This is a genomic window from Streptomyces sp. 135 (genome assembly GCF_020026305.1).
Taxonomy (GTDB): domain Bacteria; phylum Actinomycetota; class Actinomycetes; order Streptomycetales; family Streptomycetaceae; genus Streptomyces.
In genome coordinates this window covers 2,267,741-2,282,608 of sequence record NZ_CP075691.1, presented here as the reverse complement: position 1 = coordinate 2,282,608, position 14,868 = coordinate 2,267,741, and the positions used below count along the sequence as shown (strand labels likewise).

Genomic DNA, 14,868 nt, shown 5'->3' with positions numbered 1-14,868 from the left:
AACGTCGAGTGGCATGAGCGATGCCACCGGGCGCGAAGGCCCCGAAGCCTCTGAAGCCGACGTCGACGCCGACGCCTGGGAGCAGGCGTGCGCCGAGGACCTCGCGGCGGAGCAGGCCCGCCGCCGCGCCCAGTACGGGCCGCCGCCCGGCTCGGCCGCCGAGGAGCTGCGCAAGCTCGTCGACGCCGTCTCCGACAAGCTCTCCGGGCTCCAGGCGCCGCTGCTCGGCGCGGCCGCGCAGGGCGCCGTCGAGCAGACCGTGAAGCAGGTCGTCCAGCAGGCGAAGGCCGTGGTCGAGCCGGTCATCGAGCGCAACCCCGACGTCTTCGACCACCTGGCGGCGGCTGGTTCCGAGCTGCTCGCCGCCTACCGTTCGGCGGTCGAGAAGCAGGAAAGCCGGTGGACCCGAGGCGACGACACCTCGGACGGCGACGCGCGGGGCCCCGGCCGCCGCGACGAGGGCACCGCCGGCGGGGAACACATCGATCTCGACTGATCCCCCTCGGGTACGGTGGGCCGTAGCGGGGCTCGATCGAACTGAGGGATTCATGGGACTCACCATCGGCGTCGACATCGGCGGCACCAAGATCGCGGCCGGAGTGGTCGACGAGGACGGCAACATCCTCTCGACCTTCAAGGTGCCGACCCCTGGTACTTCCGAGGCCATCGTCGACGCGATCGCCTCCGCCGTGGAAGGCGCGCGGGCCGGTCACGACATCGTCGGCGTCGGCATCGGCGCCGCCGGGTACGTCAACCGCCAGCGCTCCACGGTCTACTTCGCGCCGAACATCGACTGGCGGCAGGAGCCGCTCAAGGACGAGGTCGAGAAGCGCGTCAGCCTGCCGGTCGTCGTGGAGAACGACGCCAACGCCGCGGCCTGGGGCGAGTACAAGTTCGGCGGCGGCAAGGGCCACCGCAACGTCATCTGCATCACCCTCGGCACCGGCCTCGGCGGCGGCATCATCATCGGCAACAAGCTGCGCCGCGGCCACTTCGGCGTGGCCGCCGAGTTCGGCCACATCCGGATGGTCCCGGACGGCCTGCTCTGCGGCTGCGGCAGCCAGGGCTGCTGGGAGCAGTACGCCTCCGGACGCGCCCTCGTGCGCTACGCCCGCCAGCGGGCCAACGCGACGCCGGAGAACGCCGAGTTCCTGCTCTCGCTGGGCGACGGCACCCCCGAGGGCATCGAGGGCAAGCACATCTCCATGGCCGCGCGGCAGGGCGACGCCGTCGCCATCGACTCCTACCGCGAGCTGGCCCGCTGGGCCGGCGCCGGCCTCGCCGACCTGGCCTCGCTCTTCGACCCGTCCGCGTTCATCGTCGGCGGCGGCCTCTCGGACGAGGGCGAGCTGGTCCTCGACCCGATCCGCAAGTCCTTCAAGCGCTGGCTCGTCGGCGCCGCCTGGCGCCCCGAGGCCCAGGTCATCGCCGCCCAGCTCGGCAACAAGGCGGGCCTCGTCGGCGCCGCCGACCTGGCGCGGGAGCCCGACCCCGTCATGTGACCGCCCGGCCCAGTCCGGTCCGGCCCGAACGCCAGTGCCCGCCGCGCCCCACGAGGGAGCGGCGGGCACTGTCGTATCTTGATCGCCATGTCGACGAGTCCCATGGGTACGCTCCCCAACTCCCGCACCGAACCCGACGGTTCGGCGGTCGTCCGGGTGCTCAGCTACAACATCCGATCGATGCGCGACGACACCGACGCGCTCGCCCGGGTCATCGCCGCCTGCGCCCCCGACCTCGTCCTGATCCAGGAGGCGCCGCGGTTCTTCCGCTGGCGCAAGAAACTGGCCCGCCTCGCGCGCGCCGCCGATCTCGTGATCCTCTCCGGCGGCGGCACCGCGGCGGGGCCCGCGCTGCTCTGCTCGCTGCGCGCCACCGTCGAGCGGACCGAGGACGTGCTGCTGCCCCTCACCCCGGGGCTGCACCGGCGCGGCTTCTCGAGCGCCGTCGTCCGCTTCGGGGGCGCCCGCCTCGGCGTCCTCAGCTGTCACCTCAGCCTCCAGACCGACGAGCGGTACGCGCAGGGCGGGATGCTGCTCGACCGCCTCGGGGAGCTGGGCGTGGAGCACGCGGTCGCGGGCGGAGACCTCAACGAACGGCCTCAGGGGCGTACGTTCCGCAGGCTCGCGGCCGAGCTGCGCGACTGCTGGACGGCCGAGCCGTGGGGCGGCGAGTACACCTCGACGCCGGACGATCCGCACCAGCGCATCGACGCGCTGTTCGTCACGCCGGGCGTGGAGGTCCTCGGCTGCGGTGTGCCGCTGGGCCTGCCCGGGGTGACCGAGGCGGACCTGAGGGCGGCCACGGACCATCTGCCGGTGCTGGCCGCCCTCAGGGTCCCCTCTGCCCGGTGAGGTCCGGGCCTCAGACCACCGCGCCGCGCCCCGGGTCGTCGTCCTCGTCGTCGTCCCCGCTGTTCATCCGCACCACGAGCGTGGCGAAGCCGCCCAGGAAGCCGCCGAGGCCGAGCGTGGTCAGCCACCACGTCATCTGCCAGCCCAGCAGCACGGCGAGCAGGATGAGGAGCGGGCCGCCGAGCACGGCGAGCCAGGCGAACTTGGCCGTCACGTCGGCCTCGGGCAGCGGCGGCGGCTCCGGCGGCACGAAGTGGCCCTCGTCGTCCGCGTCGAAGTCGTCCTCGGAGGGCTCCGCGGTGGCGTAGTCGCGCGGGCCACCGCCGCCGACACCGGGCGCGAAGGAGACGGAGCCGCCGAGCGGCTTGCCCGCGCCGGGGCCCGCCTCGTCGTCCGGGTCGGCGGCGCCCTTTCCGGGGTCCTTGCCGACCCCCTTTCCGGCGTCCTTGGCGGGACCCTTGCTGAGGCCGCTCGCGGGGCCGTCCACCGGGCCGTTCGACTCCGGCTCCAGGAGCGCGAGGTCCTCGACCGACTTGAAGGGCTTCGCGCCCGGCGGGTCCGCGGGCTCCTCGCCGTACCCCGCGACGATCGCCTGCCAGGCGGCGTCCTCGTCCAGCGGCAGCCCGTCCTCGGGCGCCGCCTTGTCCTTCCCGGGCTCGCGGTCCTTCTCCGGCTCGCGACTCTCGTCGCGGCTCTCGTCCCGGTCCGCCTCGTGCTCAGCCACCGCTGGCCGTCCCTTCCATACCGACGCTGGGAGCGAGCCGGCCGATGAACGCGTGACTCTCCTCGAAGATCCGGTCCGCGTCGTGGTCCAACGTCGCCACGTGGTAACTCTGTTCCAGCAAGATCTCCGTGACGTCCGTCGACGAGACGCGGCTGAGGACGCGGGCCGAGTCGGCGGGCGGCACCACATGGTCCCGCGGGCTGTGGAGCAGCAGCAACGGCTGGGTCACCTGCGGCAGTTCGGCGTCGACCATGCGGAAGAACACGCGCATGGAGTGCGCGGCGTGCAGCGGCACCCGGTCGTAGCCGATCTCCACCGAGCCCTCCTTGGCGATGTCGCTGGCGATGCCCTTCGTCGTCCGTACGAGGTGCCGGGCGACCGGCAGCGCGTAGGGCGAGAGACCGTGCAGCTTGTTCGCAGGGTTGACCAGGACGATGCCGCTGATCGCGTCGCCGTGCTTGGCCGCGAGGCGCAACGTGAGCGTGCCGCCCATGGAGAGGCCGAAGACGAAGACCCGCGCGCACCGCTCCAGGAGGCCGCGCAGCTCGCGGTCCACCTCCGCGTACCAGTCCTGCCAGCCGGTGACCTGCATGTCCTCCCAGCGGGTGCCGTGCCCGGGCAGGAGCGGCAGCGAGACGGTCAGGCCGCGCTCCGCCAGATACTGGGCCCAGGGACGCAGCGACTGCGGGGATCCGGTGAAGCCGTGGCAGAGCAGGACGCCGACCTCGCCGCCTTCGTGGCGGTACGGCTCGGCTCCGGGGAGGACCGGCACCTTCGGTCTCCTTCGTGAGACGTGGCAAGGGGGGTAGGGAGTACCTCACCGTACGCGACCGGACTGACACCGACCAGGGTCGTCGGGCCCATTGGCCGTACCGCGGGTTAAGGTCTGATCCACAGAAACAGGAGGCACTCGGTTTGATCTACGGCGCAATGAAGGTTGCCATCGGAGGGCCGCTGAAGCTCGGCTTCAGGCCCTGGGTGGAGGGCCTTGAGAACGTCCCCGCCGAAGGCCCCGCGATTCTCGCGAGCAACCACCTCTCGTTCTCGGACTCCTTCTTCCTCCCCGCGGTCCTCGACCGCAAGGTCACCTTCATCGCCAAGGCGGAGTACTTCACCTCGCCGGGAGTGAAGGGCAAGTTGACCGCCGCCTTCTTCAAGGGCGTCGGCCAGCTCCCCGTGGACCGCTCCGGCGCGCGCGGCGCGGGCGAGGCGGCCATCAAGAGCGGCATCGAGGTCCTGGAGCGCGGCGAGCTCTTCGGCATCTACCCCGAGGGCACGCGCTCGCCCGACGGCCGCCTCTACCGCGGCAAACCGGGCGGCCTCGCGCGCGTGGCGCTCGCCACCGGAGCCCCGGTCATCCCGGTGGCCATGATCGACACGGAGAAGATCCAGCCGCCCGGCAAGGTGCTGCCGAAGCTGATGCGCCCCGGCATCCGCATCGGCAAGCCGCTCGACTTCCGCCGCTACCAGGGCATGGAGCAGGACCGCTTCGTGCTGCGGGCGCTGACCGACGAGGTCATGTACGAGATCATGAAGCTCTCCGGCCAGGAGTACGTGGACGTGTACGCGACGGCCGCCAAGCGCCAGCTCAGCGAGGCCGCGAAGGCCGCCAAGGCGGGCGAGAAGTAGCAGCCGGGGGACACCGCGTGGGGGACCGGGGGAGCTGGGGGGCATGGCCAAGCGCGAGCGAGTCATGAGGATGTCGGTCGAGCAGCCGCTCTGGCGCGCCCTCACCGGCTACCGCGTCCTCACGATGCTGTACGCGATCGGGCTCTTCACGACGGCGCACGAGGAACTGGACCGCCCCTGGGTGGCCATCGCCTACTACGTGGTGCTCGCCGGCTGGACGCTTGGCACGCTGCGCCGCGTGGCGAACGCCGCGAGCTGCACCAAGCGGTTCCTCGTCATCGACCTGGCCGTCGCCCTCGTGGGCATCCTCCTGACGCCGCTGGCCGACTCGCACCAGCGGATCGTCGAGGGCGGCCCGACGCTGCCCTCCATATGGACCGCGGGCGCCGTCCTCGCGTACGCCATCAAGGGCGGCTGGCGCTGGGCCGCCTTCGCCTCGCTCCTGGTGGGCGTCGCCAACGTGGTGCAGCGCGGGGCCTTCAGCCGCGACACCATCCACAACGTCCTGCTGGTCTGCATCGCCTCCATCGCCATCGGATACGTCGTGGAGGTGGCCCGCGCCTCCGAGCGCACCCTCGCCCGCGCCCTGGAGATAGAGGCCGCGACCCGCGAGCGTGAACGGCTCGCCCGCGACATCCACGACAGCGTCCTCCAGGTCCTCGCCATGGTGCAGCGGCGCGGCACCGCGATCGGCGGCGAGGCCGCGGAGCTCGGGCGGCTGGCGGGCGAGCAGGAGGTCGCGCTGCGCACGCTGGTCGCCGGCGGCATGGTGCCCGCCTCGCGCGCCTCGGAGGACGCCTCGCAGGGTGCGCTCGTACGGGCCGTCGAGGAACCGGACGACGAGACCGGCGCCGCCGACGACGCGGCGCCCCGCGACCTGCGCTCGCTGCTCGCCCCGCACGCCGGGTCCAAGGTGACCCTCTCCGAACCGGGTGCCCCGGTGCTGCTCGCGCCGTCCGCCGCGAGGGAGCTGGCGGCCGCTGTCGGTGCCGCCCTGGACAATGTCCGCAGACATGCCGGAGCCGAGGCGCACGCCTGGATCCTGGTCGAGGACGAGCCGGGCGAGGTGATCGTGACGGTCAGGGACGACGGGCCGGGCATCCCGGAGGGCCGCCTCGCCGAGGCCGAGGGGGAGGGGCGCCTCGGCGTCGCCCTGTCGATCCGGGGGCGGCTGCGGGAGCTCGGGGGCACGGCCGAGCTGATCTCGGTGCCGGGCCAGGGGACGGAAGTGGAACTGAGAGTCCCGCGCGAAGCGGCGCGGGAAGCACGGGGGAAGGCAGGAAAAGCATGAAGAGCGAGCAGGGGCAGCCGGGGCAGCAGCGGCGGGAGCCGTCCACGGACACCGGTGGGGGAGCGGGCCCGATCAGGGTCATGGTCGTCGACGACCACCCGATGTGGCGCGACGCGGTCGCCCGCGACCTCGCCGAGGCGGGTCTCGACGTCGTCGCCACCGCAGGGGACGGCGAGCAGGCGGTCCGCCGCGCCCAGGCCGCCGCGCCCGACGTCCTCGTCCTCGACCTGAACCTCCCGCTGAAGCCGGGCGTCCAGGTCTGCAAGGAGCTGGTCGCCGCCAACCCCGCGCTGCGCGTCCTGGTCCTCTCCGCGAGCGGCGAGCACGCCGACGTCCTGGAGGCGGTCAAGTCGGGCGCCACCGGCTATCTCCTGAAGTCGGCGTCCACGGAAGAACTGATCGACGCCGTGCGGCGCACGGCCGAAGGCGACGCGGTCTTCACCCCGGGCCTCGCCGGTCTGGTCCTCGGCGAGTACCGCCGCCTGGCCACCGAGCCCGAGGCCGGCACCCCGGACGACCCGAAGGCCCCGCGGCTCACCGACCGCGAGACGGAGGTCCTGCGGCTGGTCGCCAAGGGCCTGAGCTACAAGCAGATCGCCGAGCGCCTGGTCATCTCCCACCGCACCGTGCAGAACCACGTCCAGAACACCCTGGGCAAGCTCCAGCTGCACAACAGGGTGGAGCTCGTGCGGTACGCGATAGAGCGGGGCATCGACAGGGCGGACGACGCCTGACCCCTCGTACGAGTGAACGCCTGTGAGCAACTCCAGCCACATACTGGGGAATTGACCGTTCGCACCGTCCCGTAGTGACCTGGGTCACCATTAGCGTGACTCGCATCAGGTCACTGAGGCGAAGGGACACTTCCATGGGGGCCAAGAAAATTGGCGTACTGACCGGAGGCGGCGACTGCCCCGGGCTCAACGCCGTGATCCGTGGCGTCGTCCGCAAGGGCGTGCAGGAGTACGGCTACGACTTCGTCGGCTTCCGGGACGGCTGGCGCGGTCCGGTGGAGGGCGACGCCGTCCCGCTCGACATCCCCGCGGTCCGCGGCATCCTGCCGCGCGGCGGCACCATCCTCGGCTCCTCGCGCACCAACCCCTTCAAGGTGGAGCACGGGGTGCGCCGCATCAAGGAGAACCTCGCCAAGCACGAGGTCGACTCGCTCATCGCGATCGGCGGCGAGGACACGCTCGGCGTCGCCGCCCGCCTCACCGACGAGTTCGGCGTCCCGGTCGTCGGCGTCCCGAAGACCATCGACAACGACCTCTCCGCCACCGACTACACCTTCGGCTTCGACACGGCCGTCGGCATCGCCACCGAGGCGATCGACCGCCTGCACACCACCGCCGAATCCCACATGCGCGTCCTGGTCGTCGAGGTGATGGGCCGCCACGCGGGCTGGATCGCCCTGCACTCGGGCCTCGCGGGCGGTGCGAACGTCATCCTCATCCCCGAGCAGCGCTTCGACGTCGACCAGGTGTGCGCGTGGGTCGCCTCGCGCTTCAAGGCGTCGTACGCCCCCATCGTCGTCGTCGCGGAGGGTGCGATGCCGAGGGACGGCGAGATGGTCCTCAAGGACGGCACGCAGGACTCCTTCGGGCACGTGCGGCTCTCCGGGGTCGGCGAGTGGCTCGCCAAGGAGATCGAGGGGCGCACCGGCAAGGAGGCGCGCACCACGGTCCTCGGGCACGTCCAGCGCGGCGGTACGCCCAGCGCCTTCGACCGCTGGCTCGCCACCCGCTTCGGGCTGCACGCGATCGACGCGGTGCGCGACGGCGACTTCGGCAAGATGGTCGCGCTGCGCGGCACGGACATCGTGCGGGTGCCGATCGCCGAGGCCACGGCGAAACTCAAGACGGTGGACCCGGCGCTGTACGCGGAGGTCGGCGTCTTCTTCGGGTGAGGCCCCGCCGGGACGGCGCCCCGAGCCGGAGCTCCGGGTGCCGTCCCCGCGGGCGGTCCTTAGACTCGCCGCATGGAGATCCTCGCGTTCGGCGTGCAGTCCGACGAGAAGCCGCTGATGGAGAAGGCCTTCGCGGGACACCACGACGTCCGCTGTCTAGACGTCTTCCTGAACGAGGACACCGCCCCCATCGCCGCGGGCTACGAGATCATCTCCTCCAGCGTCAACGCGACCCTGGACAACCGCGTCCTGCAGACCCTCGCCGCCGGCGGCACGCAGATGATCGCCCAGCGCTCCACCGGCTTCAACAACATCGACCTCCGGGTCGCCGAACGCCTCGGCCTGACCGTCGCCCGCGTCTCGTCCTACTCGCCGTACTCCGTCGCCGAGTTCGCCTGGACGCTCGCCATGGCCGTCAACCGCCGCATCGTCCGCGCCAGCAACCGCACCCGCGACTTCGACTTCCGCCTTGACGGGCTGATGGGCCGCGACCTGCGCGGCCGCACCGTCGGCGTGCTCGGCACCGGCAAGATCGGTGAGGCCTTCACCCGCATCGCGCACGGCTTCGGCATGAACCTCCTCGGCTGGGACGCCGTGGAGAACCCGGCCTGCGTCGCACTCGGCATGACGTACGTCGAGAAGGACCGGCTCCTGGCCGAGGCCGATCTGATCAGCCTGCACGTCCCGCTGCTCCCCTCGACGCAGCACCTCATCGGCGCCGAAGCGCTGCGGTCGATGAAGGACGACGCGATCCTCGTGAACTCCAGCCGCGGCGGCCTGATCGACACCGAGGCGCTCGTCGTGGAGCTGCGCGCCGGACGGTTCACCGGCGTCGGTCTCGATGTCTACGAGGCCGAGGCAGGCCTGTTCTTCCTCGACAAGTCCCTGGAGGTCGTCGCCGACGACACCCTGGCCCGCCTCGTCACGTTCCCGAACGTGGTCGTCACGTCCCACCAGGCGTACTACACGGCGGACGCGGTCACCCAGATCATCGACACCACCGTCCAGAACGTCCTGGACTACCGGGCGGGCCGCCGCTCCGAGAACGTCCTGGTCCCCGCGCCGGCCGTCAGCTGACCGAGCAGTTCCCGCACGATCGAGGCGCCGCGCAGCGTCAGCACCGACTCCGGGTGGAACTGCACCCCGGCGAACCACGGACCGCGCACCGCGTGCACCTCACCGCTCCCCGCGTCCCTGCTGACCTCCACGCCGTGCGCGCCGAGTTCGAGTGCCGCGGCGTCGTCGCAGCGTGCCACGTAGCTGTTGTAGAAGCCGACGGTCTCGGGCCGCCCGAACAGGTCGACGTCCGTCTGCGCGCCCTGGCCGGGCACGTCCTTGCGTACGATCTCCAGGCCCAGCTCCGCCGCGATCAGCTCGTGCCCGAGACAGACGCCGAGCACGCCGTACTCGTGGTCGCGGATCACCTCCGCCGTCAGTGAGCGCAGGAACCGCATCTTCGGGTCGGTGAGGTCGCACGGGTCGCCGGGGCCGGGCCCGAGCACGACGGGCCCCTCGTGCGCGAGCACCGCCTCCCGCAGCCCCCGCGCGTCGTACCGCAGCACCGAGACCCGAAGGCCGCAGGAGCGCAGGACGTGCGCGAGCATCGCGGTGAACGTGTCCTCGCCGTCCACGACGAGCGCGTGCCCGCTCAGTGCGTCACCGCGCTCCTGCATCCGCAGCCAGAACGGCGCGAGCCGCTCCCGCCGCCCGTCCAGCGCCGCCCGCACGCGCGGATCGTCGGCCAGGGCGGGCCGCGTGCCCTCCGTCCGCGGACGGCCGGGCCGCACCCCGAGCGCCGCCAGCACCCCCGCCGCCTTCGCATGCGTCTCGGCGACCTCGCCCACCGGGTCGGAGCCGCGCACCAGCGTCGCGCCGACCGGTACGCGCAGCTTCCCGGCCGCGGAGATGTCGGCGGTACGGATCAGGATGGGGGAGTCCAGCGTCTGCGCGCCGCCGCCGTCCCGGCCGATGAGCGCGAGGGCGCCGGCGTAGTAGCCGCGCCCGGACGGCTCGTACCGCTCGATGACCCGGCAGGCGTTCTGCACGGGTGACCCGGTGACGGTCGCCGCGAACATCGTCTCCCTGAGGACCTCGCGCACGTCCAGCGACGACTTGCCCCGCAGTTCGTACTCGGTGTGCGCGAGGTGCGCCATCTCCTTCAGACGCGGCCCGACCACGACCCCGCCCATGTCGCCGACGGTGCACATCATCTTGAGTTCCTCGTCGACGACCATCGACAGCTCCTCGATCTCCTTGCCGTCGGCGAGGAAGGCGAGCAGGTCGTCGGGGGTCGGCCCCTCGGCCGGATAGCGGTAGGTCCCGCTGATGGGGTTCATGACGACCGTCCCGCCGGACATCCGCACATGCACCTCGGGGCTCGCCCCGACGAGCGTGCGCTCCTCGGTGTGCACGACGTACGTCCAGTACGCGCCCCGCTCGCCCACCAGGAGCCGCCGGAACAGCGCGAGCGCGTCGGCCCGGTCAAAGCCCGGGATCTCGCCCTCGTACGTACGGCGGATCACGAAGTTGGCGCCCTCGCCCCGCCCGATCTCGTCGCGCAGGACGCGCCCCACGATGTCGGCGTACGCGGTGTCGTCCACGTCGAAGGCCCCGCCCTCGACCCGCACGTCGTGCGCGGGAAGCGCGGCCAGGGCCTCGCCGAGCGCGAGTTCGTACGTCTCCTCGGGGGTGAGGACGGTCAGCGGCGTGCCGTCGTCGCGGACGTCGAAGCCGCGCTCCCGGATCTGCCGGAAGGGCACGAGCGCGAGGCCCTCGGGGATGTCGGCGAGGCGGTCGTACGTGCCGGTCGGGCCGATGAGGACCTCGACCGTGTCGTGCTCGTGGCCCGGCGTGCGGCGGCGCAGCAGGGCGAACGGGCGGTCGTCGCAGAGCAGATCGGTCAACTGCATCAGTTCTGTTCCTTCTCACTCGGAGAGGAACGGCCCGGCCCCGGGGAGTCCGGGAAACACGGAAGGCCGCCCCTCGGGCGGCCTTCGCGAGTCTGTGGGTACGCGCAGTCAGTGGGCCGCCGGATGAGCGGGCCACCACCAGTTTCGAGTCGTCGTCTGCGCGTGCATGTGCGGCACCCTAGCGCATCATCAGGAGGTCGAGGCCCTCGTCGAGATACGCGCCGAGTTCCTCACCCGCGGGCACCACGGAGGGCACCGCGTGGCCGAGCTGGGTGTGGCCCAGGTAGACGCTGTACGCGAGCAGGCCGCGGCGGCGTGCCTCCGCCTCCGGGAAGCCGAGCGCGGCGAACAGCTCGGCGACGTACGCCAGGCGGCGTTCGGTCACCTTCCGCAGGGCCGCGGCGACCTGCGGGTGCTCCGCGGTCGCCAGCAGGGAGACCTCCAGGGGGCCGGAGGCGGCGGCGGTGATCGCCTCGGCGAAGAGCAGCCGGATGCGCTTGCGGACGTCCGGCTCGGCCTCCACCTGGGTGATCATCCCCTCGGTGTGGAGCTGTGCCCAGCGGTCCAGAGCCGCCTCGACGAGCGCGTCACGGTTGGCGAAGTGCCAGTAGAAGCTGCCCTTGGTGGTGCCGAGGCGGACCGCGAGCGGCTCCACGGCGACGGCCGCGAGGCCGCCCTCGCCGATCGCCGTCAGCGCCGCGTCCGCCCAGTCGTCGGCGCTCAGCCGGGGCTTCGCCGGGGTCGTCTTCCGCTGCCGTTGCACCATGGCCATACGGTACCGTACGGTGACCATACGCCAGCGTATGGAGGTGCGGCATGGGTGTCGTGCGCAACGAACACGAGCGGCTTCTCGAGGCCCCGGCGGAGGCGGTCGGCGCGCTGCTCGACCGGCTGTCCGCCGAGGATGACCCGGTCTTCCCGGCCCCGCAGTGGGCCCCGATGGTCTTCGACCGCCCCCTGGGCGTGGGCGCGACCGGCGGCCACGGGCCGGTCAGGTACGCCGTCACGGAGTACGAACCGGGCCGCCGCGTCCGCTTCGCCTTCACCCCGCCGGACGAGGGATTCCACGAGCTCACGGTCGAGCCGCGCGCAGAGGGCCGCTGCCTCGTGCGCCACGTCCTTGAGACGCGGCAGCGCGGTCTCGACTTCCTCCTGTGGCCGACGGCCGTCCGGCCGGTGCACGACTCGATGATGGAAGAGCTGTTCGACAACATCGAGCGCGTGGTGGCGGGCGGCTGCGCACGGCCCGTGCGCTGGTCGCCCCGGCTCCGCCTGCTCAACCGGCTCTGGTGGCCCCGGCCCCGGACGGTCGAGGTGCCGCCGGAGGCCCGCCTGCTCCGGGACTCCGTCGAGCGGCCCGACTATCAGGACGCGTACCGCATGGACATGCGCGCCGGCCTGCCCCGCGACCCCGGCGCGTGGACCGGCGTCCTGCGCGACGCCTTCCCCGTCATCGCCCGCGAGGGCGGCGAACTGCTGATGGACGTGAAAACGGCAGGCCTGACGGCCCGCGCCTCGATCCTGGTCGACGAGCGGCACGTCACCCTGAGCACGGCCGTGCGGGCGGACACCACCTGCGCACGGCTCTACTGGAGCGCCGTGCGACGCGCCCACCCCTTCATGGCCCGCGTGATGCTGCGCCGCGTCCACCGCGAGCTCTGCCTCGCGGCTCCGACCGCGGGCGACCGGGCGGCGGCGGCCCCTCGCTCTTCCGTGTCTGCTCCGTCTCACTTGGTGAGCGGGTGAATGGACGGGGCGCCCGACCCCGTAATGTTGACGAGGTGACCGTGAACGCTAAGACCACCGCAACCGGTGGCAACACCTGGCGAAACCTGCCCGCGGCGCAGCAGCCCGAGTACCCCGATGCCGAGGCTCTGCGCGATGTGATCGCGGACCTCGAGTCGTATCCCCCGCTCGTCTTCGCGGGCGAGTGCGACCAGCTGCGCGCCCGACTGGCCTCCGTCGCCAAGGGAGAGGCGTTCCTGCTCCAGGGCGGCGACTGCGCCGAGGCCTTCGACGCGGTGTCGGCCGACCACATCCGGAACAAGCTGAAGACGCTGCTCCAGATGGGCGCCGTCCTCACGTACGCGGCGTCCGTGCCCGTCGTGAAGGTGGGCCGCATCGCGGGGCAGTACTCCAAGCCGCGCTCCAAGCCGACCGAGACCCGCGACGGCGTGACGCTCCCGACCTACCGGGGCGACTCCGTCAACGGCTTCGACTTCACCGAGAAGGCCCGCATCCCGGACCCCGAGCGCCTGAAGCGGATGTACAACGCCTCCGCCTCCACGCTCAACCTGGTGCGCGCCTTCACCACCGGCGGGTACGCCGACCTGCGCCAGGTGCACGCCTGGAACCAGGACTTCGTGAAGTCGTCCCCCTCCGGCCAGCGGTACGAGCAGCTGGCGCGCGAGATCGACAACGCCCTGCACTTCATGCGGGCCTGCGGCACCGACCCGGAGGAGTTCAAGACCGTCGAGTTCTACGCCTCCCACGAGGCGCTGCTGCTCGACTACGAGGGCGCGCTGACCCGCGTCGACTCCCGCACCGGCCGGCTGTACGACACCTCGGCCCACATGGTCTGGGTCGGCGAGCGCACCCGCCAGCTCGACCACGCGCACATCGAGTTCGCCGCGCAGATCCGCAACCCGATCGGCATCAAGCTCGGCCCGTCCACGACGGCCGAGGAGGCGCTCCAGTACATCGAGCGCCTCGACCCCGACCGTGAGCCCGGCCGGCTGACCTTCATCGTCCGCATGGGCGCCGACAAGGTCCGCGACAAGCTTCCCGAGCTGGTCGAGAAGGTCACCGCGTCCGGCGCGACCGTCGCCTGGATCACCGACCCGATGCACGGCAACACCTACGAGGCGGCCTCCGGCCACAAGACCCGCCGCTTCGACGACGTGCTCGACGAGGTGAAGGGCTTCTTCGAGGTCCACAAGGCCCTCGGCACGCACCCGGGCGGCATCCACGTCGAGCTGACCGGTGACGACGTCACCGAGTGCGTGGGCGGCGGCGACGAGATCTTCGTCGACGACCTCCACCAGCGCTACGAGACGGCCTGCGACCCGCGGCTCAACCGCAGCCAGTCGCTCGACCTGGCGTTCCTGGTCGCGGAGATGTACCGCGACCAGTAGTCCTTCGGCAGTACGTACGAGTGGGGCGCGGATCATGTGATCCGCGCCCCACCGTCGTACGGGGGCTTTTGTGGGCCCGGAGTCATGGGTAAGGTTAGGTTTGCCTCACCGATCAATCGGGACGGCGCTGTCGATAAGTCATGTCCGTCCTGTCTCTTCTGTCCGGGAGGTGAGCCGCGTGTACGTCTGCAACTGCTTCGGGGTCACCGAGGCGCAGGTGAAGAAGCACGCGGCGGACGGCGCCTGCACCCCCCGCCAGATAGCGTCGGCCTGCAAGGCGGGCACGGACTGCGGTTCGTGCGTACGGCGCATCCAGGCGCTGCTCGGCCGGGGCGCGTGCCCCCGCAGGGAGCTCGTCGACCAGGGAGAGCCCGCCGTGGCGCTGGCCCCCGAGGCCGAGCTTCCCGAGGCCGCCTAGCTCTCCGGCTGCTCGATGAGCTGCGCGAGGTAGAGCGGCTCACCCAGCTTCTCGACCAGCTCCAGCTGCGTGTCGAGATAGTCGATGTGGTGCTCCTCGTCCGCGAGGATCGACTCGAAGATGTTCGCCGACGTGATGTCGCCCTTGGTGCGCATCACCTCGATCCCGCGCTTGAGGCGGTCGATCGCCTCCACCTCGACCTGCCGGTCCGCCTGGAACATCTCGGTGACGGTCTGGCCCACGCGCACGTGGAAGAGCCGCTGATAGTTGGGCAGCCCGTCGAGGAAGAGAATCCGGTCGGTCAGCACTTCCGCGTGCTTCATCTCGTCGAACGACTCGGCCCGGGTGTACTTGGCGAGCTTCGTCCAGCCGAAGTTCTCCTGCATCTTGGCGTGGAGAAAGTACTGGTTGATCGCCGTCAGCTCGGCGGTCAGCTGCTCGTTGAGAAATTCGATGACCTCGGGGTCGCCCTGCATCGCAAAGGCTCCTTCCAACGGTGTCTG

General features: G+C 71.7%; 16 protein-coding genes. 11 read left to right on the top strand and 5 right to left on the bottom strand.

From position 1 onward, the window contains the following. Nucleotides 1–13 precede the first annotated feature (13 nt). The 3 genes from KKZ08_RS10305 (at nucleotide 14) to KKZ08_RS10295 (ending at nucleotide 2,354) form a co-directional block, all read left to right on the top strand. Entirely contained in the window at nucleotides 14–496 is a 483-nt protein-coding gene (locus KKZ08_RS10305; protein ID WP_223774165.1) for a DUF5304 domain-containing protein, read from the top strand. A gap of 52 nt (nucleotides 497–548) precedes the next feature. Then, nucleotides 549–1,502: an ROK family glucokinase gene (locus KKZ08_RS10300; RefSeq protein WP_223774164.1), complete on the top strand. Its 954-nt coding sequence runs from the start codon at nucleotides 549–551 to the stop codon at nucleotides 1,500–1,502. Between the two features lie 87 nt (nucleotides 1,503–1,589). Beyond that, nucleotides 1,590–2,354 carry an endonuclease/exonuclease/phosphatase family protein gene (locus KKZ08_RS10295; protein WP_223774163.1) on the top strand — a complete coding sequence of 255 codons (765 nt, stop codon included), beginning with the start codon at nucleotides 1,590–1,592 and terminating at the stop codon, nucleotides 2,352–2,354. A 10-nt stretch (nucleotides 2,355–2,364) separates the two neighbouring features. Here the strand turns inward: KKZ08_RS10295 and KKZ08_RS10290 are convergent, their stop codons facing one another. After that, the gene (locus tag KKZ08_RS10290; RefSeq protein WP_223774162.1) at nucleotides 2,365–3,078 is read right to left on the bottom strand and encodes a hypothetical protein; all 714 of its coding nucleotides are present in this window, start codon (nucleotides 3,076–3,078) and stop codon (nucleotides 2,365–2,367) included. After that, nucleotides 3,071–3,850 carry an alpha/beta fold hydrolase gene (locus KKZ08_RS10285; protein WP_223774161.1) on the bottom strand — a complete coding sequence of 260 codons (780 nt, stop codon included), beginning with the start codon at nucleotides 3,848–3,850 and terminating at the stop codon, nucleotides 3,071–3,073. The genes KKZ08_RS10290 and KKZ08_RS10285 overlap by 8 nt, the downstream gene beginning before the upstream one ends. Nucleotides 3,851–3,996: 146 nt before the next feature. Between KKZ08_RS10285 and KKZ08_RS10280 the strand changes: the two genes are divergently transcribed. From KKZ08_RS10280 to KKZ08_RS10260, 5 genes are all read left to right on the top strand, one after another. Further along, nucleotides 3,997–4,707 (top strand): lysophospholipid acyltransferase family protein, encoded by a 711-nt coding sequence (locus tag KKZ08_RS10280; RefSeq protein ID WP_223778988.1) that lies wholly within the window; start codon nucleotides 3,997–3,999, stop codon nucleotides 4,705–4,707. Between the two features lie 43 nt (nucleotides 4,708–4,750). Next, the gene (locus KKZ08_RS10275) at nucleotides 4,751–5,998 is read left to right on the top strand and encodes a DUF5931 domain-containing protein (RefSeq protein ID WP_223774160.1); all 1,248 of its coding nucleotides are present in this window, start codon (nucleotides 4,751–4,753) and stop codon (nucleotides 5,996–5,998) included. Nucleotides 5,999–6,078: 80 nt separating this feature from the next. Then, nucleotides 6,079–6,732, top strand: a complete 654-nt coding sequence (locus KKZ08_RS10270; RefSeq protein ID WP_223778987.1) for a response regulator transcription factor — start codon at nucleotides 6,079–6,081, stop codon at nucleotides 6,730–6,732. Nucleotides 6,733–6,866: 134 nt separating this feature from the next. Continuing rightward, a complete protein-coding gene (locus tag KKZ08_RS10265; protein WP_223774159.1) occupies nucleotides 6,867–7,904 on the top strand; it encodes a 6-phosphofructokinase in 1,038 nt (345 codons plus the stop codon). 72 nt (nucleotides 7,905–7,976) lie between these two features. Next, nucleotides 7,977–8,981, top strand: coding sequence for a 2-hydroxyacid dehydrogenase (locus tag KKZ08_RS10260; protein ID WP_223774158.1), 1,005 nt, complete (start codon nucleotides 7,977–7,979; stop codon nucleotides 8,979–8,981). Here the strand turns inward: KKZ08_RS10260 and KKZ08_RS10255 are convergent. Further along, nucleotides 8,924–10,813, bottom strand: coding sequence for an anthranilate synthase family protein (locus KKZ08_RS10255; protein WP_223774157.1), 1,890 nt, complete (start codon nucleotides 10,811–10,813; stop codon nucleotides 8,924–8,926). The two genes, KKZ08_RS10260 and KKZ08_RS10255, sit on opposite strands and share 58 nt — an antisense overlap. Before the next feature lie 178 nt (nucleotides 10,814–10,991). Beyond that, nucleotides 10,992–11,579 (bottom strand): TetR/AcrR family transcriptional regulator, encoded by a 588-nt coding sequence (locus tag KKZ08_RS10245; protein ID WP_223774156.1) that lies wholly within the window; start codon nucleotides 11,577–11,579, stop codon nucleotides 10,992–10,994. 50 nt (nucleotides 11,580–11,629) lie between these two features. On the opposite strand from KKZ08_RS10245, the gene KKZ08_RS10240 reads away from it, so the two are divergent. The 3 genes from KKZ08_RS10240 to KKZ08_RS10230 all read left to right on the top strand — a co-directional run bounded on the left by KKZ08_RS10240 (nucleotide 11,630) and on the right by KKZ08_RS10230 (nucleotide 14,365). Further along, nucleotides 11,630–12,559 (top strand): DUF2867 domain-containing protein, encoded by a 930-nt coding sequence (locus tag KKZ08_RS10240; RefSeq protein WP_223774155.1) that lies wholly within the window; start codon nucleotides 11,630–11,632, stop codon nucleotides 12,557–12,559. Between the two features lie 35 nt (nucleotides 12,560–12,594). Further along, nucleotides 12,595–13,947: a 3-deoxy-7-phosphoheptulonate synthase class II gene (locus KKZ08_RS10235; protein ID WP_223774154.1), complete on the top strand. Its 1,353-nt coding sequence runs from the start codon at nucleotides 12,595–12,597 to the stop codon at nucleotides 13,945–13,947. Nucleotides 13,948–14,116: 169 nt separating this feature from the next. Continuing rightward, a complete protein-coding gene (locus KKZ08_RS10230; protein ID WP_223774153.1) occupies nucleotides 14,117–14,365 on the top strand; it encodes a (2Fe-2S)-binding protein in 249 nt (82 codons plus the stop codon). On the opposite strand, the gene bfr is transcribed toward KKZ08_RS10230, so the two are convergent. Beyond that, entirely contained in the window at nucleotides 14,362–14,841 is a 480-nt protein-coding gene (gene bfr / locus KKZ08_RS10225) for a bacterioferritin (protein WP_223774152.1), read from the bottom strand. The genes KKZ08_RS10230 and bfr overlap by 4 nt on opposite strands. Nucleotides 14,842–14,868: the final 27 nt, after the last annotated feature.